Genomic DNA, 22,088 nt, shown 5'->3' with positions numbered 1-22,088 from the left:
GTCAGACTACCTGTTTGATACCTTCAAACTTAAATTTTAATACCTATAGCATTACTTTATTTTTCGAATCCCAAAACGCACTTACATTCAATATCCGCCACTTATTATCTGACTTTTCCATCAGCCTTGTTTCATATGATACCTGAAAAGCCTTGCCATCCCGATCTGCATTGTACTGCTTCCACATCAGAAAAGCAAGGCTGTCACTAAAAAATTTCCACCGGATAGTATCCCTCTTTACTTCCGGATGACTTGTACCATCAGCCTTGTGTAGCTTTATGTATTCGCCAGATTGCTTGTCGATTTCAGTCCAACCGGCAGCGACCCCAACGCTGCCATCACTGTTATTCCAGGCCTGATAGGCATATGCTTTGTGACTCCAGTGTTCTGCCCAGCAATCGTAATTGCGTTCAAAAAAACATTTGGTCTCCTGCTCGATGGCATTAAGAATGTCTTTTTTGGCTAATGATTCGTCAACAACTGTCGCATTACTACTTACAGCATTCTGTGACTTATAACACGCTGTCAAACAAAAGAAACAAACAATTAATATTATAAAGGTTTTAGTGTTCATTTTTTTCTATTGATTGATTTTTATCATGTATGCTGGACCTATTACTTAGTTGGCCTTCTTTATTGATTTTTGGTTTTATCGGGTTTGTACCCATTACAATTAATGAAGCATATGGTTTTAATTCCAAAGGTTCATCAATATTACAAATCTGACCAGCATTAACTGTGATTTTATTAAAACTGGGTAAAATCCCGCTTGGCTTCAAGCCATCAAGCCACTTGTTTGTATTGCTAAAATCTCCGCTTTGAGTAAATTGATATTCAGTCACAGATGTCACTAGAAATAAGCCTAAGCTGCCTTCATTTCTGAAAGTGATCTTCCAGATGTCATTTGCACTATCATACTGAAAATGTGTGGGTTTAATCACCACCGGATCAGCTGAAGGGTTCAATAGTGGTTGATATACATTTGTGGAACCAACAAAGTTGATAATACGAAAGTGAGTAGTATCTCCCCGATTTGTTGATGTTGGAAGGTTTTTAACTGAGTACGGTAAATTATTAAAAGCGGTAAACTCTGTATTTTTAAAATAAAGAGTAATATATCCGACAAAATCGTTTCCGCTGCTCAGGTTTTCCAAATAATATATTCGGTTTACAAAGTGTACGCCATTAAAGGTATTGACATTGTCATGCGACTTGCGGGTTACTACTTTTATTTTGGCATCAATGCTGCCTGAAGGCCATAATCTTGCCAGAATTATATCACAATCATTTGCCAGAGTGGTATATCCACTGTAAATCTTATTTGCTGCACTATCGTTGATGGCAAATGGCAACTCAGATATATCCGGTATGAAAATATGCTCATAAGGCCCAATATCTATTTGTTGGTTATACACTCTTTGTGCACCTTTCAGATCTTTTGGTAAAATATTGGGAGCATCGTTATCTCCGCGATTGAGCAAAACACTTCCATCACAGGCATGAAGTCCGTCATCCGATGTAAACCATGTGTTGTCCGGTCCATTCAGGTCATTAATATTGTTGAAAAGTGGATCCTGAGTCACATTGTTTGAAGATACGCCTCCATTTAACGTATTGTTGTCTTGCCGTAAACAATGGTAAACATTTCTGATACCGCCACCATTCCACGAATTTGTATTATCCCAAAACACTGTATTGTACAGGTTAACCGTAGTACTTGTAGTATTGTATATGGCTCCACCTCCACCGTTCAGATATTGATTCTTCACTAAGGCACAATTGGTAAAAGTGGCATTAGATGTGCCTTGAAGATAGATTCCACCTCCGTCATTTATAGTTACATTATCTGCAAATATGACATTTGAAAACCTTGCAGTGCAACTATCAGAATACACGCCACCGCCATCATCATGCGCATAATTGTTGTTGATGACACAATGATAAAATCTGATATTATTGCATTTTTTCATAAATATACCTCCGCCATCTTTTCTGCTTGCAAAGACCCCTTCAAAAATTTCCAGTGAACCAAGTCCATCAGCCAGGGCATTTCTAAACCTGATTCCATTGAATGTGATATTATACACGTCATACATCATAACCAGATGGTGGGACCTTATCGTATTGCCCAGATCTCCATCCAATATAGTTGGGTTTGCAGTATAATCAATTATCTCTGGATCACCACCAGGTGGGTAACCTCCCTGTAGCACTATTCCGTTTTTACCAATAAAAAATGTGGCATCGCTGTTTTCAACTGTACTTGGTTTATAGACACCTTGTGCTATTTTAATCGTCTCTATGCTACTGGCGTCACATGCATTGGCAATAGATAAAGCAGAATAAAGATACTTTTTAGCTGTTTCCCATGACTTTCCGTCCCCAGTATCATTAGGTCTGCTTGAGTCAACAAACAAAGTACTGGTATTCTCATAACTGGAGCAATTTATTGTAGAAGCACCTCCGCCTCCACCACCTCCACCCGGGCACCACAGGCAGTGTTTTGCGTACATTGAAGTGAAAACAACAAAAAGCTGAATCAGAGTAATTACAATTTTATACATCATTTTCATGTGAGGAATTAACTTTGTATTTGTAAAGTATTAAATTTAAATTTTCTGGATACACTGACCATCATGCCGTTGGCCATGTTGATGGTGCGGTTGCGCTTCGTGATAGACCGGATTTCGAGCCTGTTGATCAGGAAGCTGGCGTGTACTCTTGTAAAATGATTATCGGGCAACTGACTACTCCAGTATTTTAGTGTCCTGGACGTAAATACTGTTGTACAATCGCTGAGGTGTAGGGTTGAATAGTTGCTCTCAGCATTGATCAAAACTATCTCTTCAGGTTTTACCTTTCGGGCTTTACCTTTGATTCTCAATCTGATTGCCGGGCTTATTATATCTTGCTTTTCATTCATAACGGAAATATTGTACTGATTTGATGTATATATGTTATTTGACTCTGATCAGCGTAGCGGATGCGGTATTTCTTGGATGATCATCTCCAACCCAGTCGTATTTGAGTTTGTCCTGGTTTATTATTGACAGTACTGAAGTGCCATTGATACAATTGGGGTTTATGGCACTTGATTTGAGTTCTTCTCTGAATATTAGGCTTTCACCCAGTTTTTCTTTAAAAATATAATCATAATCGCACTGACCAAGATTGTCTATTTCTCCGCATTTTTTTCCGACCTCAATTTTCTCAATACTCAGTGTAAATGGGCTCGGGTCATAGCCGGATTGTATGCTGACACCTTTCCATGCTCCGATGACTGTCTTTTCACTAAACTTTGTAGCTTCAGGTTCAGTTTCTTCTGTCTTGCTGCAGGAGGCGGCCAGGATCAAAATGATCCACAGCCAAATGATGTTTTTGATGATAGCATTCATTGTTTTTGTTTTTTATAAGATTGATGAATAATATAACTGTTTGTAAAATATTAAATACTTTTTAGCTACTGATGGCTTATTGCACCGTAAGTTTCCATGTGATGTCCTGCACCAGGTTTATGTCTTTAAATTCTCCTGCTACTTTGAGTATATGGTTGCCTTTCGGTAGTTTCAGAGCAATAGTGTAATCTTCAGCATAAGCGGATGCATCTTTGCCGGTATAGTTACAATCAGGACTGTTCCATGATTGATCTACTTTCATGGTAAACAAAGCTGTGGTGGTTTTTCTGGCTTTCATGTCAGGTACCAATGGCTGTCCATTGAGTACAACTTTGACATTGGTAGCTCCTTCAAGTACGCCGCTCAATTCTTTTTGGAGAAAATCCAAAACTGATTGCCCTGCTTTAGGGTTCCAGTCAGGATTGCAGGCATCATTGGCATAATACCAGCCGGTGACACCCATAGCTGGAATAAAAATTGGGTTTTTTGAATTTATAATTAAAGATCTTTCCTGGGTCTCACCAAGATTCGGAGCAAGAATGGTCACATCAGGGAGCGGTTGTTTTTTATGAAAACTACCATCCGCATCAGAAAGAGGCCCATTATCTAAAGGATTGGTAAAAATCCATTTGCTAGTTTCAATACTCAATTGGGACATATCATATCCGGCGACTTTGTCACTAAGGCTATAGACTATCAATTTGTCTTCTTCTTCCTCTTTTTTGCAGCCAATGATAGAAAATACAAGTGTCAGCAGTAAAATTAAATTTTTCATTTTTTCATTTTTTAAGGTTAATTAAATATAAGGGCAAAATTATCTCATGAGTATAGGGAGGACAATAGTTCATTTGTGGTAATTTTTAGGTTTTTGATTGAAAATCAATTGTAAAATGTCCAAATGAACTATGAAAGCGTTAATTTCATCCGAAGTTTTTTATAATTGCTTATTTAAAAACATCAATTCCTTTGAACGAATTTTTTATTGAACAATTTTACATCCTGTTTCAAGGTATCATTCTATTTCAAATCTTATTTTTTGGCATCATTCTCTATTATGCCAGGAAAAGAGAAATCATCTACTATGGATTGTTTTTGTTATTCAATGCAGCCTATTTTTTCATCAATGCTCCCCATACATTTCTCAATGTAGATGATAATCTTATTTTTGAATCACAATGGTATGTAAATGTAAATTATTTGCTCTTGACCTTGGCCAATGTGATGTATTTATATTTTATCAAAACCATATTTGCCGAAAGCAAACTTCTTTTGTCAAAAATTATAAGGTGGACCATCACCGGTCTTATGCTTCTTTTTGTTTTATTCATCATACTACCCTTCCTGGGAATGTCAAGACAATACATATTTTATTCGATCCATTTGATGGTACTTCCAGTAAGCATTTTAATATATAAGGAAACTAATTTTGATAAAAATCAGAACAAAAATCTGATTGGATACGGCGTATTTTTCAATGTTATCGGCACTTTATTAACCTTGGTGATGATTATACGGTACAATTCTGGAGTCAGATTGTATTCATTTGATGAATATCCTTTAATGTATATGAAATTGGGTACTTTGTTTGAAATGATATTTTTTCAGATTGCAATTATAAAGAACTGGATTCAACAGGAAAAAGAAATATCTTCCAAAGAAATAGAAGCCAAGCTCCAAATAGCGAGTATGCGTGCAGAAATTAGCAGTGATCTGCATGATGATATAGGCTCAGGCTTGTCAAAAATAAATTTAATGGCGTTTCTGGCCAGTAGCAATTCTAGTGACGCTGCGGCCAAAACAACCTTTTCAAAAATAGGTACTGATACTAAAGTGATATTATCAAATCTCAAAGATATAGTCTGGTCTATCGATCAAAGTCACGATGTGCCATTTTTTAAAGATAGGCTGTCTAATTTTATTCGAGAGTGTAAAGATATCACCCAAATAAATATCAAATACAGCTATGAAATTACCGATAAGCACTTGTTGGCAGATATTGGTTTTCATCATCAGATTTATATGATCATTAAAGAAACGCTTAACAATGCCATCAAATATAGTGAGGCCATTCATATTGATATAAAAGTAAGCAATACTCAACTGACCATCAAAGATGATGGCAAAGGATTTGAAAAAGAAAAGATCATTCAAGGCAATGGGATTAAAAATATAGAAAAAAGATGCCAAAAGATACATGCTCAATTTGAAATTTCAACAGGTCTCCATCAAGGAGTTTCCATTAAGATCAACTTTGCACCTAAAAATCAAAATAATTGCCTTATATAGATCGCTAAATAAGGCAATTATTTTGAAGTCAGGGTCATAGTGCATTGATTTTAGTCATTAAAAATTTAAAGATACTTTTATTCTCATTTCTTATTTCTAAATTTAAGGTATAAATTTGTATAACATAACACTAAAATCTTATGAAGTGCATCCTTCAATAATAATAGTAGTGCCACTGCCTTTGCTACTCAAAATAATAAATTTTGCCTTGATATTTTCAGACCTGATTTTCATGTTTTTAAGACCCATACTGAGCGTTTTTGAATCACCTATATCAAAGCCTATGCCATTATCATGGATGGAAAATGTATAGTGATCTCTGTCAATCATCATGAATCTAATAGAGACTTGAGAAGCATTGGCATGTTTGACTACATTGTTTAAAGCCTCTTTCAAAATAAACAATAACTGATTTTTTATATACCGGTCAAAAATGCTATCTGGATAATCAGTAGATATTTCAAAGTCCAAATCTAGGTTTTCAATACCTTCCAGATAATTATTGGCAATTTGCCTGAAATATGTTTGAAGCGCTGAAAATTTATCAAAATCCGGATTGATTGAGAAAAGTAATTCGCGTAGTTGAGTGTTGGCGTTAGAAGCATTTTTTTCGATGTTTTTGGCGTGTGACTGTGTATTCGTATCAGAGGACAAACCTGACAGCAAATGGCTTGAGAGGGTGATTTTTGTCATGAGTGCACCTATTTCGTCATGAATATCTCTTGCCAGCTCATTGCGGAGATTATCTGCAGTAGTGGCTTTTTCCACTGCCAACTTTGTCTTAAGATCGTATTCATGCCTTAGCTCGATATCCTTTAGTTGGCTTTCCATTTTGTTTTTATCGGCAAGTATACCTTTGGCTTTGATGACTAAAGCAAACATAAAAAAACTCATTTCAATTATAAAACAAGACCTGACGATCCAGGTATGGATGTCAGGAGGAGATAATGGAATAGACATGCCACCTATGGCAAGAAATATCGAACCCATAGCGACGCTTCTTGCTATTGCATCATTGGTTTGTATGAAATACACATTGATGAACAATTGATTGGCTAAGATGACGATACCAATAAAATACATGGCAACTCTGTAATTCCATAATTCCAGCAATTCGCTACCGAAGTAATCAATCGGAATAGCCAGTGTGAGTAAAAGTAGTAAAAACTGCATAATCCTGTCCACGAGGGGATAAGTCTTTTTAGTATTGAGTGTGTATCTTATAAAAAGCATATAAGCCACGCCCAGAATCACTGTGGTAAGGACTTTGGTATAATGCCATGGAACGTACTTCATGGTACTGAAAAAATTGAAATTCAAATATTCAAAATCTCTCCAAAGATAAACTGATACCAAAAAAACGTATACGCAATATGCCAAAAATGCTTTTTCGCTAAGTAGTGTAAAAGCTACAAGAGCAACCATAAAAAACATCAGCATGATACCGAAGACAAACCCTTGCAATAAGGTTTCTATTGCTGTTCGTTTCTGAACATGTCGTTCTATTAGGTAAGGATTATAGATCAAAGGATGCTCAGGACCTCTTTCTGTATATTTAGGATGAGTTTTGCATAAGAATGTATAAATTTTATTTTGCTGCAATTCAATATGAAGAGCGTGTTGGTCTGGGAAAACAACAAACTTAAATGAGCTGTATGAAGGGATGTATCCACTAAATTCGATCGGAACAACTGATTTGTCTTCTACTTTCCAAACGCCCTGAAGGTCAGAAAATTTAATTTTCAAAGGCAGATTTCCGGTGCCACTAAAAACTAATGAAAAGACCAGCCAATGTTCATTTCTGAGCCAGCTTTGGTCTGCATCATTAGTTTCACTTATTTTTACAAACTGTCCCTGATGAAATTTTTCAATAACCTTATCCGGTGTAAGTATAAAATTTTTATCAGGCAGACCAAAACTACATGGGATGATGTTTTTTGCATGGTATGCAGGATCAATGGAACATACTGAATTGGGTTGGCAAAAAATAAATGATGTATATATAAAATATATTGCTAAGGTATAAATTAGTCTAAGAAAATCCATTAAGTTTAAAATAGACTTGATAAATGACTCTTTTGAAACAACTTTACTGCATCGATTTTTGAGTGGACATGCAGCTTTTCATATATCGTGCGTATCTGTGCGCGTACAGTATGAGGAGAAACGAACTTTTGCATCGCTATTTCCTTGTATGTCAATCCTTTTTCCAAACCTGATAATACTTCTAATTCCTGCTTACTCAGGTCACTGATATGATCGACATTGCTTCCTCCTAAGCAAAAAGACTCCAAAACCATCCTTGAGATGATAGGTGACATGGGTGATCCTCCATCAATTATATCAAATATATCTTGTGTCAACCGGTCCGGTGATGCCCCTTTTAGAATATACCCTTTGGCACCTGCTCTTAACGCTTCAAATACTTCTTTTGTGTCAAAATGAGTGGTGTACATGACATACGTTGATGGATCGCTTTTGCTGAAAACTCTCTTGAGAAGTTCAATACCATTGACACCCGGCAATCCGATATCGAGAAGTACAATATCTTCATCAACATATTTTTTGTCTCTGATAAAACTTTCTGCATTGGAGTAATATCTTGTCACTGAAATTCTTTCGTTCAACTCCAGGATAGCTTTTGTGAGATGAAGGATTTCAGCATCATCTTCAACAATACAAATTCTAATTTTACTCATGATCCAAATAACAACAGGACAAAAGTACAATAATGATCCGATTGCGAATATATAACTTTTGTTATATAAAAATCATTTTTTTAAGAAAAATTAAACCAGTTATGGATAGAACAGAAAGTATTCTGCAAAGAATCTGTATCAAAATATATTGTAAATTTAATAATTATCATTTAAATTTTTATATACAATTTTCTGTTTAGTATAATTTATTTAATATTTGTTCAGTTTTTTCATTTTTTTAAAACAGAAATAGATATATTTGGTGCAAAGCTTGGAGCATTTTCCAGAGATGACAAACTGTCTACACAGGATTTTGAAATGCTGGTGGTAAATGAAAGATAAATGGCTTAAGATACTTTATTCCTATGGAATGCTCAGAGTATGAGTGAGTAAATGTCTTTAGTTTAACCTATTTATATTGGGTAAGCATCAATGAAGATAAACAGAATAATAGGTTTTATTTTTTTAAATATTCAGCCAGAAGTCTGTGAAAATGATGAGTACCCTGTTCTTTGGTAGGAGAAAATCGACCAGTTGTATACACTCTGGACCTAAGCCCCTTGTGTACATTTTCTACGACATATTCGTCTTCACGTTCTACTTTATCCAACATAGCGCCTGCCCCTGAATGTAACTTACTCTCATCCCATATGTAAGTGAGAAATGAAACTTTGGTTTTGTCTTTGTTGATAGGTTTTATGATATTTACCGAAAGTCCCCATGGATAAAAATTAAACATCATATTGGGAAAAACCCAATAATAATACGCTCCTATTTTTTTACCATAGTCAATGTGACCTGATGGAAGATTAAAAATTTCTTCGCCATCATTTGCAGATCCGATCTGCAAATTGCAATGATCGTAAATTTCAGTAGTATATTGACCATAGTCCAAAACGGCATTTAAATCCTGATGCACAAAAGGGATATGAAATCCTTCAAGGTAGTTGTCACAATACAATGCCCAATGAGCGTTGACCAGATAATCTTTACTTAATGAAGGTTGAAATCTGAACTCATGTAATGGTAAAAATCCTATTCGCTGATTTATTATTTCAGCTATTTGTTCAAAATCAAAATCAGGAAAAATGCCGGTAAATAAAAAAGGTCCCCACTGATATAAAGGGAATTGGTGTAAATGATCACACGGTCTGGGAAAGTTTTGAGTGTTTTTAAATTCCGGCATCATCTTATAAGTTCCATCCAACGCAAATCTCCTTCCGTGATAAAGGCACATCAGATTTTTGTATTTGCCCGCATGTTCTACAACCTGGTTACCGCGATGGGTACACACATTGGACATACAATGGAGCTGATCATTGCCATTTCTAATAAGTAGCATGGATTCATTAAGAAAACCTTCAAGTAAGGTAAAAGGACTTGCCATTTCAGGCAAATCTACCTGATCACCATTTCCTATCCATTGCCAGGTCTTGACAAATACTTTTTCTTTAATGGCTTCAAAGACTGCTGTATCATGATAAAACCAGCCGGGTAGAGTCTCAGCTTTAGTAATATCGGGGTCTATATAAAAATTGAATTGCATGCTGTTATACTCTGTATTTAAGGGTGGTATAGTAAAATATTACACCCGCCAAAATAAAACTCAAACCGTAAAAAATCGTTTCCCATCCGGTTCCTGATATGACCCAAAACAGAAAGAGAAAAGCTGTCAAAGGTAGAAATATTTTGGATTTTTCTGTAAGATATTTATTTTTATTTGCAACGACAAAGTAAGCGGCAACTGAAGACAGATAGGGTACTATCACTGCAAGGGTCGATAAAGTTATCATATTAGTAAACAGCGAAACCAAACCATTTATATAATTTAATAGCATAAGCAAAGAAGTTATAATGCTGGTAATGATGATGCCCCGAGCTGGTGATCCTTCTTGATTTTTGATGCCAAAGACAGGTGGAAAAAGTCTGTCCTGGGCCGCTGCCATAGGTATATGACCCTGAAGCAATATCCAGCCATTGAGTGCTCCAAGCGTTGAAAAAACTGCACCTGCAGCTACGATGTATTTGGCCCAGGGCCCTAAGAATAAACTCGACGCATCAGCAAATGGTGAAGTCGATGTTTTCAGCACTTCCGTTCCGAGTAAAGCCATGACTACAAAAGAGCCAATCATATAAATAAAGGATGTGATCAGGGTTCCTAAGATAGTTGCCTTTTTTACTGTAGATTCGTCACCATCCACCTGGTCACTTGTGATGGTTGCACTTTCTATACCCTGAAAAGCAAAAAACGTTAAAGTTACAGCCGCCGTCAGATGAGAGAAGTTCCATTCAAAAGCAAGATTCACTTTATTATAGTCAATATAAAAAATACCCACTACACCAATAAACAACAAGGGAATGACTTTTAGGATCGTTGTCAGCAACTGTACATTGCCAACAAATCGGATATTTCTGGTATTAACCCAAGTAAACAGCCAGATAAAAAACCAACCAGTGCAAATGGCGGCTACAACATTTTCTTTAAGTATCGGAATGAAAACACCCAAATATCCAAGCAAGGCCACCACAATAGCTGCATTGCCAAACCAAATGGAAGCCCAGTAGCACCAGGCCACCAAATAGGCTGGAAATGGGCCAAAAATTTGTTTGGTGTATTCATAGGGGCCTCCAGCTGCTGAAGGCACAAGTTTAGATAAATTTCCAAAAATGACTGAAAGTATCATTGCCCCTAAAAATGAAAAAATCCATCCCAGCAAACTGATATTTCCATACACAGCAAGTGATGCCGGAAGCAAAAAAATACCGGAACCGATCATATTACCTATAACCAGGGAAATGCTGTAAATAAGGCCGATTTTTTTATCAGGCTTCTGATTCATGGATGGATCATTTTTTATAAAATATGTTATCTTTATCAAAACTACAATAATGATTGAATTATCAATGAAATAACTAAAATAAATTCGTTACAAATGAGGTGCAACAAATAATTTGTTTTGAAAAACAAAAAAGCCATTTACATTTGACAAATTGGTTTATATTTGTTATCTAAAGTATTTGAATTATGACCAACATTAAACTTGGGGCTTTTTCCATAAGCCTGGCAGTAAAAGATATTCAAGCATCCAATGCATTTTATACAAATCTTGGTTTTGAAAAATTAGGAGAAAACATCGATCAGAAGTGGCTGATTCTGAAAAATGGAAATGCCATCGTCGGTTTGTTTGAAGGCATGTTTGAAGGCAATGTCATCACCTTCAATCCAGGATGGGATGAAAATGCACAAAATGTTGATCCCTTTGATGACGTAAGAACTATACAGGCACATCTGAAAAACTGCGGTATTCATTTGACATCAGAAGCAGATGCCACTACTGCGGGACCGGCACATATCACATTGACAGATCCTGATGGAAATAATATTCTGATGGATCAGCCCAGATAATTTTTGAAGTTACTACACACCAAAATAATATAATTGGCATCTTAACTATTAAAAGAGTTCGTGTCCGGTCAATTGGAACATATCATCAACAATTGCAAGAGGGAAGACCCAGAAGCACAAAAAACCTTGTACAATATGTACAAAGATCAGATGTATGGTGTTTGTCTGAGATATGTCAAAAATCATCAGGACGCTGAGGATATATTTATCGAAGCTTTTTTTAAAGTATTGACCAAAATAGATGCCTACAAAGGTGAAGGTAGTTTTGAAGGATGGATGCGCAAAGTCATGGTCAATGAATCACTGATGTTTTTGAGAAAGAAAACCAATCTGCATATGACTGTAGAAATCCCGGCAAAAGACATTGCTGAGGATGAATTGGCAGATGATGATGATATTACGGCCGAAGACATCATAAAGATTTTGGACGAATTGCCTGTGGGATACCGTACTGTATTCAATTTGTTTGTTTTTGAAGATTACAAACATAGGGAAATAGCAGAAATGCTAGGTATCAGTATCAATACATCAAAATCTCAGCTGATATTGGCAAAAAAGCGAGTACATGAAATTCTCAAAAAAAAAGCAAATCCGATCAATAGATTAATACAATAATGTAAAGTTATGAACACGATGAAAGCAGAAAAAATGAAAATAGCAGCAAGAGAATATAAGGCGTCAACTCCCGAGACCGCTTGGTTTCGACTGGAGTCCCGATTGGAAAAACACAGATCACAGAAAAAAATCCGGCTATACAAATACTTTTCATATGCTGCAGTGATGGTTACGATTTTTGGCATGGTTTCGGTGTTTAGTTATTCTATAAATACAAACAGTGATGCTACTTTGACCTCTGACTATGTACCATTCAGTTTATCTGATTTAGACCAAAAACAAGAACAAGGTATATACGACATCGCACAACTCCATACATTAAAAGCTGCTTACCAGAAGATGGGAAGTAATGTAGAAATGTAAGTTCTTCGTTTAATTTCGCTGTTAGGTTGTTTCAGAGTACAAATTTTATTTATTTTCTTTAAAAACATAAGGTTTTTCCTGCAACAGTTTACCTTTACATAACAAATCCCTAAAAATTTGTTATGACATCCACAATTATAAAGTGTAAGATCATTTTCATTACTTTCTTTTTGATCATGTACATCAATGAAGTACATTCCCAAAAATCTGAGATTCTCATTGTAAATGAATTAAATTTGAAAAATCTCCCTGCACATGCTCTTTCAAAATTGTGGTATGAAGTAGGTACGGATCCTTTTGGCAGACCTGTTTTGGTGCCGGTAATGGTACTCAAAGGTGACGGCTTGGGACCGGTGATAGGACTTACCGCGGCCATCCATGGTAATGAACTCAATGGAATTCCTGTAATACAAAAAGTGATGGGAAGTATTGATCCGAAGACTTTAAAAGGTATAGTTATAGGTATTCCTGGTATCAATCCTGAAAGTATTGTCATGAACGACAGGCGATTTTCGGATGGCGAAGACCTTAACCGAATTTTTCCCGGCAAAGGAAATGGCAGCGAATCAGAGCAAAGGGTGTACACTATTCTGAATAAATTGATTTCACACATGGACATCAATATTGATATGCATACAGCGAGTTTCGGACGCGAAAATTGTTACTACGCCAGGGCAGATATGAAAGATGACACTTTAGCCAAACTTGCAGTGCTGCAATATGCCGATATTATAGTGGACAATGTGGGTCAACCTAGTTTCGGAAGTGGAAGTGGTCAAACATCAAGGGCGGCATCGGTGGAAAAGGGAGTTAAAACCATTACTGTTGAGTATGGTAATCCTCAGGTATATCAGCAAGATATGATAAACCGCGGTGTTATTGGAGTCAATAATGCGCTTAAATGGCTTAAGATGATACCTGGCACAATTGAAACGTCTAAAGATGCAGTAATATGTAAGTCATCTTCATGGATATATACAGATACAGGAGGATATCTCGAAGTAGAAGTGGAATTAACTCAAAAACTGAAAAAGGGGCAAAAGATTGCCACTCTACGCAATCCCTTTGGTGATATCATTCGGGAATATTTATGCCCCTACGACGGAATTGTCATAGGAAAGAGCAACAATCCTGTGGCACCACAGGGTGCAAGAATCATTCACATTGGTAAGTATTGATGGAGCATATTTCATTTATGGAAATGATTTGGCCCCTGACCATAGTAGTATTTACTATTCTGGTGATACGCATGCTGTCTGTAAGCAAAAATATTGCCATTAAAACGCTGCTAGATTGGTTACCTGCCATTTTGATGGCATATATCATTCCTGCTTTCATTTGCAACTTTGCAGGTCTGAATTTTGACGATCATATCATCCACAAAATCAGCAGAAATGCATTGATACCATTTACCATTCTGATTGTTATGAGCAGCATGTCGCTCAAAGAACTCAAAAGTATTGGATGGAAACCTCTGGTGGTTTTCATCAGCGGTTCTTTTTTTATTGCACTCTTTCCTGTCTTACTTTTTATAATTGGTAAGTTCGTACCATACATTTCTGAGTGGTTGAATGCCGGAGATCAGTGGAAAGGACTTATAACGGTCATTGGCAGCTGGATAGGTGGCAGTATCAGCCAATTGGTTTTAAAAGAAGCCGTCGAATGCCCTGAAAATGTTTTTCTATCCATTCTCATTTTTGACAATTTGATGGTCAATATATGGACAATCATAATGTTTCAGTTTATAAAACGTTCTGACGTTATTAATAATCGGTTGGGAATTACTGCAAAAGAAAACCTGGAAAAAATAAACATCACTACCTCAAATCATTTAGGAGGCGGCTGGATATTGCTTGTAATGGCTCTGATTACTGCTATGAATTATGTGTTGAATTTGCCATTTATTACCCAGATTATTGTACTGTCATTGACAGGCTTGATGATCGGAAATTTTTGGATAGGTTGGAATAAAAATTTTGCATTGCAGGTAGCTTCCATATTGATTATGACTATTATGGCCATTCTGGGCTTAAAATTAAAATTTGATAACCTCTCAATGAATGTTCAGTTGATTCTGATATTATGTACTTGGATATCCGGTCATTTTTTGTTTACGGTTTTTGTGGCCTGGAGATTAAAGACCAATATGGCTTGGGTAGCAATAGGAAGTATGGCCAATGTAGGGGGCATTGCTACTGCTCCGGCAGTCACTGCTACCTATGACAAAAAAATGATGCCACATGCTATCATTCTCGCGGTTTTAAGCATGGCCACAGGTACTTTTTGGGGATTGTGTACTATTTGGTTGGTAGGGATGTGGTTTTAGACTTGGTCAATTTTATTATTCAAACTATGATACATTTCCATCATCTCATGCGCTGTAATATCTGATGAAAAATGGGAAACCACATGTTGCCAACCTTGAGTGGTCAGATTTTTGTACGTCTTTTCATCATGTAAGTGAATCATGGCATTTGAAATGCTTTCGGGCGAAAAAGGATTGATCAGCAAAGCTCCGTTTCCTGCTGCTTCAGGCATAGATGAGATATCGGATGTAATCACTGGTTTGCCTCTGAACAAACACTCAATGATGGGTATTCCAAATCCTTCATAAACAGAAGGATACACTAAAGCATAACAATGATCATATAATGTCACCAATTCCTGATTTGGAATTCCACTTATAAAATGAAAATCAGGTTCCAGCTGATAGTATTTAATCAAGTCTTTTACTTTTTTGATATAGTCTTTATCACCGCCACCTACTATGATAAATGGTTTTCTATATGTTTGAGGCAATCCGGCGTACGCGATGACTGTCTGTAATAAACCTTTTCTCTCGATGATGGAACCGACATAAAGGTAATAAGGCGATTGTTTTTTCAGGACGCCATCAGGTGTAAAATCCTGAACATCATCAATTTGAAAAACTTCATTACAGGATTGATAGACCACAGATATTTTCTCAGCAGGAATATCATAAAGAGCAACTAAGTCATCTTTTGTACTTTTACTGATGGCAATGATATGATCAGCTCTTTTTGCAGACATTCGGTATTTCCACTTGTACATCTTTAAGTCCAGCCAATTGAACTGTTCGGGATACTTCTCATAAATAAGATCGTGAAAAGTGACTATCTTTACTACATTGTTATTTATTCCAAATGGAATTTCATGACTCAAGCCATGAAAAATATCAGGTTTTAATGCATTGATTTGTTCCGACATGCCGTAGGTACGCCAAAATGGGCTGAATCTTTCCGGTGTATGCACAGTAAATGCGGAATGATCAATAAAAAATTCTGTCTCTTTGTTTTTTGTGATTTTTGGAGTAAACAGATGGTACTCATTTTGGGGATAAAAATATTGCAGGTTTTTCAATAAAGTACGTGAATAATTACCCAGTCCCGTAAAATTGTTAAATAGACGCTTAGCATCAAAAGCCAGAATTAATGATCTTTGTTCAGTATCCATCCAGATGTATTATACGATCACAAAAATAGGATTTTCATTGATGATCCAGGCACTATCGTACTAAATGATAATTTTCCGGTTGAAATTTTTACCTTTGACCCGCCGTAACAAAAAAAGAGGTCAGTGGAATTCAATTGGTTTGATCATATATTTGCAATACTCATTCTGGTGATTATACCGGTCATGTCAGTCAGGTCTCAAAAGATGTCCCCGGAACTGATAGAATCTCTACCACCCAAAAAACATTTGTTTTACAGCAACGGTCTCATGCTTTTTATCGGGGCTTTACTTGTTATTACTTCCTGGAATATCAGTAAAAAGCCTTGGTCTGCACTGGGTTTTGATTGGATTCAGCCTGATCCTTTGGTTTGGATTTTAAGTTTGGTGATACTGGCATTTTACATAGGCGATTTAGCTTATGGCTATTTTAATAAATCCTATTTCAAAGACAGGATAGAAGAAATGCAATATATCATACCTCTCAACTGGGAAGAGTTCAAGCCATATACTTTCCTGGCTTTTTCAGCCGGTATTTGCGAGGAAATTGTCTTCAGGGGTTTTTTGGTGACATATATTGCACATTTTACAGTTGATTTAGCTTACGGAATGTGGATAGCCATAATCATTCCTGCGGTGGTCTTTTCAGTCAGTCACTTATATCAGGGATGGTGGGCAGTGTTGAAAATCTTTATTATCTCCATGTTGTTCGGCGGTATATTCTTAGTTTCAGGATCACTGATAATAGTGATTTTTATTCACGTTTTTATTGACCTCATCTCAGGCTTGGCGGGAGTATTTTCTTCAGAAGCAACAACCGATGATTAATTCTTAATACCGTCACACACATCACAAAATTTAAGGAGTGTTTAACAAAATAGAAGTTATTTTCTCTAATAAAGAAATTTGATGCTAACTTGTCCTCCGAAAGAAACAAGCCTATATATCAAAAATATATTACAATAGCTGGGGTTTCCCATTTTTGCACTAAAATTGTTTAAACTGCCCGCTACCCTCATTCCCTAAAGGGACGACCCACCCTTTAACTCTTAACTACTAAGATAATACACTAAATTAGAAACTTAAAAATTATATCATATAGTGCAATTTTGAGATACACCCCAATAGCGGGGGTTTTCATAATTGATAATCAAGGTGTTATGGTGAGTTAGATGGAATTGCACTTTTTCAGTGTTTTTTTTAATAAAAGGTAAAAACATGGTTAAATTGGGCAGGTCGTCTCAAGCGCAGCTTGACAGGCTCTTCAGAGCCTGCCAAGCTATGCTTGGGATTGAGGGTAGCGAGGAAGAAAATTTGAATTTGTGCAGTTTGTTATACACACAAGTTTAAGATATTTTACCAAAACTCCGGCATTTTTTTTACTTTTGCGGCCTTTTTAAATTTTAGATGTATTATTTCAGTAGATAGTCTTGCAGTTGAGTTCAGTGGAAAAACCTTGTTTAGTGATATTTCATTTGTAATCAATGAAAACGACAAAATCGCCCTGATGGGCAAAAATGGGGCAGGCAAATCTACCATGATGAAAATCATTGCCGGAGTCCAAAAACCCACAAGAGGAAATGTACGATGTCCGAAAGATGGTGTGATTGCCTATCTGCCCCAGCATTTGCTGACTGAAGATCATTGTACAGTTTTTGAAGAAGCACTCAAAGCTTTTGATCAGATTTTTACAGTAAGAGACAGGATGGCATTCATCAATCAACAACTGGAAACCAGAACGGATTATGACTCTGACGAATACATGAAACTCATCGAAGAGTCATCAGAACTGGGCGAAAAATTTTACTCGCTTGAAGACATTAATTACGATGCTGAGGTAGAAAAAACGCTTTTGGGTTTGGGATTTGAACGCGATGATTTTACCAGGCCAACAAATGAATTTAGTGGTGGATGGAGGATGCGTATCGAACTCGCCAAAATTCTTCTTAAAAAACCGGACCTTATCCTCCTCGATGAGCCCACAAACCATATTGATATAGAATCGGTTGTATGGCTTGAAAACTTTCTCATCCACAAGGCCAAAGCAGTGATGGTGATTTCTCATGATAAAGCTTTCATTGACAACATCACCAACAGAACCATAGAAGTCACTATGGGCAGAATTTATGACTACCGTGCCAATTACAGCCACTATCTTCAACTTAGGGAAGACCGTCGGGTGGCTCAGATCCGTGCTTACAAAGAGCAGCAAAAGACTATTGCCGAAAGTAAAGAATTTATCGAAAGATTCAGAGGCACCTATTCCAAAGCCAATCAGGTGAATTCTGTAGAGAGGATGCTGGAAAAAATGACTATCATAGAGATCGATGAAGTGGATACTTCCTCATTGAAACTCAAATTCCCTCCTGCTCCAAGGTCAGGCGACTATCCTGTGATTGTCGATCATCTATCCAAAAGTTACGGAGATCATATTGTTTTTGAGAATGCATCCATGACTATAGAACGAGGTCAAAAAGTAGCATTCGTGGGGAGAAATGGAGAGGGAAAGTCCACCATGATCAAAGCCATGATGGGGCAAATAGATTTTACCGGCAAATGTGCGCTGGGACATAATGTCAAAGTGGGATATTTTGCTCAAAATCAGGCATCACTGCTGGACGGTAATTTGACTGTTTTCCAGACAGTGGACGAAGTGGCAGAAGGTGAGATCCGCACACAAATCAAGACATTGCTTGGTTGCTTCATGTTTTCAGGAGATGATATCGACAAAAAAGTGAGCATGCTTTCAGGTGGTGAAAGGACCAGATTGGCAATGGTCAAACTACTGCTCGAGCCTGTAAATCTCCTCATTCTGGATGAACCTACCAATCACCTGGACATAAGGTCAAAAGACGTATTAAAAGATGCGCTACTTGCTTTTGACGGCACATTGATCCTTGTATCTCATGACAGGGATTTTCTACAAGGGCTCGCTGAAAAAGTGTTTGAATTCAAAAACAAAAGAGTGATCGAACATTTTGAGACCATAGATGACTTCCTGATCAGAAGCAGGATGGAAAATCTAAAGGAGATAGAAAAGAAGGTATAATGCTCTTTTTACCTTTTATTAAAGATTTTGTTAAAAAAATATGCCTTTTCTCAATAGGACTTTGTTTAGTCCTTAATAAGTATTCCTCCAAAAAAAAAAGAAGCATAATATTTTGTAAATCAATTAAATATGGTTTTAAAATATGACATTCAATTTTCTTTTTAGTATAACTGATAGCCCAGAAAGAATTTGAATATTTTTGGTCAACAATTTTTTTATATCATAGAAATCAAGAAAATGGAAACAATGAGTGCCAACAAAAAAAAACTGGGTTGGAACTCCAGTTTTTAATTGGTGACTTAATAAATGAGTTTTTTTACAGAGTATAAAATATTAAAGTCAGTCAAAGTATCTATAAAAATACTTTAAAACTATACACCGCAGCCACTAAAAATGAAGAAAGTTTATCAGAAGTAGCACCTTTTTGGCATCAGGTGTAATTAAATCTGTTGAAAACAGGTCTGTTCTGAATTCAGGGATGATGCGAAGATGACCTAAAGTAATATTGGCTGAAAGAGTCAGGTCCATGACTTCATTTTTATTGATGGTTGTCTCAGATGGATTTAATATGCCGATACCATTGTCTTTAAAATATTCTGACCTTAATCCCAGAGATAATACATCAGAAGTTTTGTAATTGAGATATAATGCTGTGCCATAGAAATTATCACTGACATTGGTGGCATTAAGACCAATTTTTGCTTTATCCGTAAGATTGTACATCCCAGTGAAATCAAGCTGTAAGAAACCCTTGTCTGCCAATACGTTTAAATATACAGCACCTTTGTCAAAACTATAAGACAATTGACCACCTGTCAAAAAATTGCCATTGGGATTGAAGTCGGTATAGTCTGTTTGGTTGAATACTCCAGCCATGACACCAAATCCTCCGCCCAAGTCATAGTTGACTTTTAGTCCTGCATGATTGAACGGACCATATGAAAACAAATATGATGTTGAATAATTAAAATTACCTACAGGTGAAATCACTTCATAACCAACGAAGGTATTAAATTTTCCAAGGGTAATCATCATTTTATCTATTGGTTTGTAATAGGCATAGGCCTGATTGACGATATTCAGTGATCCTGAGGAGTTGAAAACTGCGTCTTTTCCTCTGGGGCCAAAAACCAAATCTGCTACAAATCCGGATTTTGCTGTTTCATATTTGCCTATCAGATTAAACATACCCAAGGAAAACCCCGGTAGATTGGCAAAGGATGTTGGTGGGGCCAATGTGCCTTCATTGGATGCATCGTTGGTTGTATTAAAATTCGTTCTGAAGTAGGTATCTGCTGATCCTGAAAGGGTAAAAAAAGAATCGATTTTGATTTGACAATAAGCTGGTAAACAAACGATTGCGAAAAGAAGAGTTAAAATGTTTTTCATTTCTTTAGATTTAATAAGTTAAAAAATTGATTTAAAAATCCAAAGAAGTCTTGCGAAATAGCCTGGTATCAGCTAATTTTGTCATTCGAAACTGAGCATGCAAGACTTCTTCGTGCTTAAGTGCCCTCAAAAACTCCAATTTTTGAGGGTTTTTTATTTATAATATTTCTGATGTTGCAAGTGCAAAATTTCCTCTTTCAATATTTTGGTAGGCGCTCATTTCGTGCTCTGTCACATCAAGGCCTCTTCTTTCCATATCGTCATCCACTCTCAGTCCTGCTGTTTTATTGATAACAAAGAAAAGAACAAAAGCAAATACAAAAGTGAAAGCACCAATGGCAGCTACTCCAATAAGTTGAGTGACAAAACTTCCCGTACCAAATATGCCCACAGCCAGCGTGCCCCAAATGCCACAAACAAGATGAACGGAAGTAGCACCTACAGGATCATCAAGTTTAAGTTTGTCAAAGAAAACAACTGCAAATGGAATAATGGCACCTGCAATTAGGCCTACTATTATAGCTCCTCCTGGGGTAAACCCATCAGCTCCAGCTGTAATACCAACTAAACCACCAAGAAGACCATTTAAAACCATCGAGTGGTCAAGAGATTTAAATTTAACATAAGATACTACAAATGTTCCGATGGCACCCGAAGCCGCACCAAGACATGTCGTAACAAAGACCAAAGATACTGCTCCCGGATCGGCTGATAGTACTGAACCGCCATTAAATCCAAACCATCCAAACCAAAGCAACATAGCACCTATGGTAGCTAGAGGCATATTGTGGCCAGGTATGGGTCTGATTCCTTTTTCTGTATATTTTCCTTTCCGGGCTCCTAGAACCATTATCCCTGCCAATGCACCCCAACCACCAACACTGTGTACCAATGATGAACCTGCAAAATCTATAAATCCTAGCTCATTGAGCCATCCGCCTCCCCACTTCCACATTCCGGTGATCGGGTACGAGATGGAAACAAATAAAAAAACAAACACCAGAAATGGCATTAATTTGATCCGTTCTGCTACAGCACCTGAAACGATGGTGGCGCAAGTAGCAGCAAACATTGCCTGAAATATAAAGTCTGTATAATAAGTGTATTTTCCTGATGCATACTCCTGGAGACCGGCTGCCCCTTCAGGAAGGGTAAGGCCAAATCCAGAGAAGCCAAATATTCCTCCGGCATAATCGCTGCCAGGGTACATTAAATTAAATCCTACCGCATAATATGTCAATAGGCCAATACAAACGATGATAACATTTTTAAATAAAATATTTACAGTGTTTTTTTGCTGAGCCAATCCGGCCTCTAAAGTGGCAAATCCTAAATGCATAATGAAAACCATCGTAGTGGCTATCAGTATCCATAAGTTATTTGTAATAAATGTTGATTCTGTCATGATTTCTATT

General features: G+C 36.8%; 19 protein-coding genes and 1 pseudogene. 8 read left to right on the top strand and 12 right to left on the bottom strand.

All coding sequences use genetic code 11. The features are described from left to right. Nucleotides 1-43 precede the first annotated feature (43 nt). The 5 genes from IPK35_15515 to IPK35_15495 all read right to left on the bottom strand — a co-directional run bounded on the left by IPK35_15515 (nt 44) and on the right by IPK35_15495 (nt 4,170). The gene (locus IPK35_15515; protein MBK8054626.1) at nt 44-574 is read right to left on the bottom strand and encodes a hypothetical protein; all 531 of its coding nucleotides are present in this window, start codon (nt 572-574) and stop codon (nt 44-46) included. Next, on the bottom strand, nt 564-2,567 hold the full coding sequence (locus tag IPK35_15510; GenBank protein ID MBK8054625.1) for a hypothetical protein: 2,004 nt from the start codon (nt 2,565-2,567) through the stop codon (nt 564-566). Before IPK35_15510 ends, IPK35_15515 begins: the two co-directional genes overlap by 11 nt. Nucleotides 2,568-2,581: 14 nt before the next feature. After that, a complete protein-coding gene (locus IPK35_15505) occupies nt 2,582-2,923 on the bottom strand; it encodes a LytTR family transcriptional regulator (protein MBK8054624.1) in 342 nt (113 codons plus the stop codon). A 34-nt stretch (nt 2,924-2,957) separates the two neighbouring features. After that, nucleotides 2,958-3,395 (bottom strand): hypothetical protein, encoded by a 438-nt coding sequence (locus IPK35_15500; GenBank protein MBK8054623.1) that lies wholly within the window; start codon nt 3,393-3,395, stop codon nt 2,958-2,960. Between the two features lie 76 nt (nt 3,396-3,471). Beyond that, on the bottom strand, nt 3,472-4,170 hold the full coding sequence (locus IPK35_15495) for a hypothetical protein (protein ID MBK8054622.1): 699 nt from the start codon (nt 4,168-4,170) through the stop codon (nt 3,472-3,474). 191 nt (nt 4,171-4,361) lie between these two features. On the opposite strand from IPK35_15495, the gene IPK35_15490 reads away from it, so the two are divergent. Then, on the top strand, nt 4,362-5,681 hold the full coding sequence (locus IPK35_15490) for a hypothetical protein (GenBank protein ID MBK8054621.1): 1,320 nt from the start codon (nt 4,362-4,364) through the stop codon (nt 5,679-5,681). A gap of 138 nt (nt 5,682-5,819) precedes the next feature. Here the strand turns inward: IPK35_15490 and IPK35_15485 are convergent, their stop codons facing one another. The 4 genes from IPK35_15485 to IPK35_15470 form a co-directional block, all read right to left on the bottom strand. Next, complete coding sequence (locus IPK35_15485; protein ID MBK8054620.1) at nt 5,820-7,727, bottom strand: hypothetical protein; 1,908 nt, start codon at nt 7,725-7,727, stop codon at nt 5,820-5,822. Between the two features lie 5 nt (nt 7,728-7,732). Then, nucleotides 7,733-8,380: a response regulator transcription factor gene (locus tag IPK35_15480; GenBank protein ID MBK8054619.1), complete on the bottom strand. Its 648-nt coding sequence runs from the start codon at nt 8,378-8,380 to the stop codon at nt 7,733-7,735. Nucleotides 8,381-8,837: 457 nt separating this feature from the next. Continuing rightward, nucleotides 8,838-9,926 carry a Rieske 2Fe-2S domain-containing protein gene (locus tag IPK35_15475; protein MBK8054618.1) on the bottom strand — a complete coding sequence of 363 codons (1,089 nt, stop codon included), beginning with the start codon at nt 9,924-9,926 and terminating at the stop codon, nt 8,838-8,840. Between the two features lie 4 nt (nt 9,927-9,930). Next, nucleotides 9,931-11,220, bottom strand: coding sequence for an amino acid permease (locus tag IPK35_15470; GenBank protein MBK8054617.1), 1,290 nt, complete (start codon nt 11,218-11,220; stop codon nt 9,931-9,933). 194 nt (nt 11,221-11,414) lie between these two features. On the opposite strand from IPK35_15470, the gene IPK35_15465 reads away from it, so the two are divergent. From IPK35_15465 to IPK35_15445, 5 genes are all read left to right on the top strand, one after another. Continuing rightward, the gene (locus IPK35_15465) at nt 11,415-11,786 is read left to right on the top strand and encodes a VOC family protein (protein ID MBK8054616.1); all 372 of its coding nucleotides are present in this window, start codon (nt 11,415-11,417) and stop codon (nt 11,784-11,786) included. A gap of 60 nt (nt 11,787-11,846) precedes the next feature. Then, nucleotides 11,847-12,401 carry a sigma-70 family RNA polymerase sigma factor gene (locus IPK35_15460; protein ID MBK8054615.1) on the top strand — a complete coding sequence of 185 codons (555 nt, stop codon included), beginning with the start codon at nt 11,847-11,849 and terminating at the stop codon, nt 12,399-12,401. Nucleotides 12,402-12,419: 18 nt separating this feature from the next. Next, entirely contained in the window at nt 12,420-12,764 is a 345-nt protein-coding gene (locus IPK35_15455; protein MBK8054614.1) for a hypothetical protein, read from the top strand. Nucleotides 12,765-12,940: 176 nt separating this feature from the next. Further along, nucleotides 12,941-13,942, top strand: coding sequence for a succinylglutamate desuccinylase/aspartoacylase family protein (locus IPK35_15450; GenBank protein MBK8054613.1), 1,002 nt, complete (start codon nt 12,941-12,943; stop codon nt 13,940-13,942). Between the two features lie 26 nt (nt 13,943-13,968). Then, nucleotides 13,969-15,090 carry a DUF819 family protein gene (locus tag IPK35_15445; GenBank protein MBK8054612.1) on the top strand — a complete coding sequence of 374 codons (1,122 nt, stop codon included), beginning with the start codon at nt 13,969-13,971 and terminating at the stop codon, nt 15,088-15,090. On the opposite strand, the gene IPK35_15440 is transcribed toward IPK35_15445, so the two are convergent. Beyond that, on the bottom strand, nt 15,087-16,238 hold the full coding sequence (locus IPK35_15440) for a glycosyltransferase family 4 protein (protein ID MBK8054611.1): 1,152 nt from the start codon (nt 16,236-16,238) through the stop codon (nt 15,087-15,089). The two genes, IPK35_15445 and IPK35_15440, sit on opposite strands and share 4 nt — an antisense overlap. Nucleotides 16,239-16,361: 123 nt before the next feature. Between IPK35_15440 and IPK35_15435 the strand changes: the two genes are divergently transcribed. Beyond that, nucleotides 16,362-17,063, top strand: a complete 702-nt coding sequence (locus tag IPK35_15435; GenBank protein ID MBK8054610.1) for a CPBP family intramembrane metalloprotease — start codon at nt 16,362-16,364, stop codon at nt 17,061-17,063. Between the two features lie 583 nt (nt 17,064-17,646). Next, a complete protein-coding gene (locus IPK35_15430) occupies nt 17,647-19,284 on the top strand; it encodes an ABC-F family ATP-binding cassette domain-containing protein (GenBank protein ID MBK8054609.1) in 1,638 nt (545 codons plus the stop codon). A 352-nt stretch (nt 19,285-19,636) separates the two neighbouring features. On the opposite strand, the pseudogene IPK35_15425 reads toward IPK35_15430, so the two are convergent. After that, nucleotides 19,637-20,673, bottom strand: a pseudogene (locus tag IPK35_15425) (porin). Between the two features lie 157 nt (nt 20,674-20,830). Beyond that, on the bottom strand, nt 20,831-22,078 hold the full coding sequence (gene amt / locus IPK35_15420; protein ID MBK8054608.1) for an ammonium transporter: 1,248 nt from the start codon (nt 22,076-22,078) through the stop codon (nt 20,831-20,833). Nucleotides 22,079-22,088 lie beyond the last annotated feature (10 nt).

It is taken from the genome of Saprospiraceae bacterium, assembly GCA_016713025.1.
Classification (GTDB): domain Bacteria; phylum Bacteroidota; class Bacteroidia; order Chitinophagales; family Saprospiraceae; genus OLB9.
The sequence above is the reverse complement of the archived record's forward strand: the minus strand, read 5'-3'. Positions and strand labels throughout refer to the sequence as shown.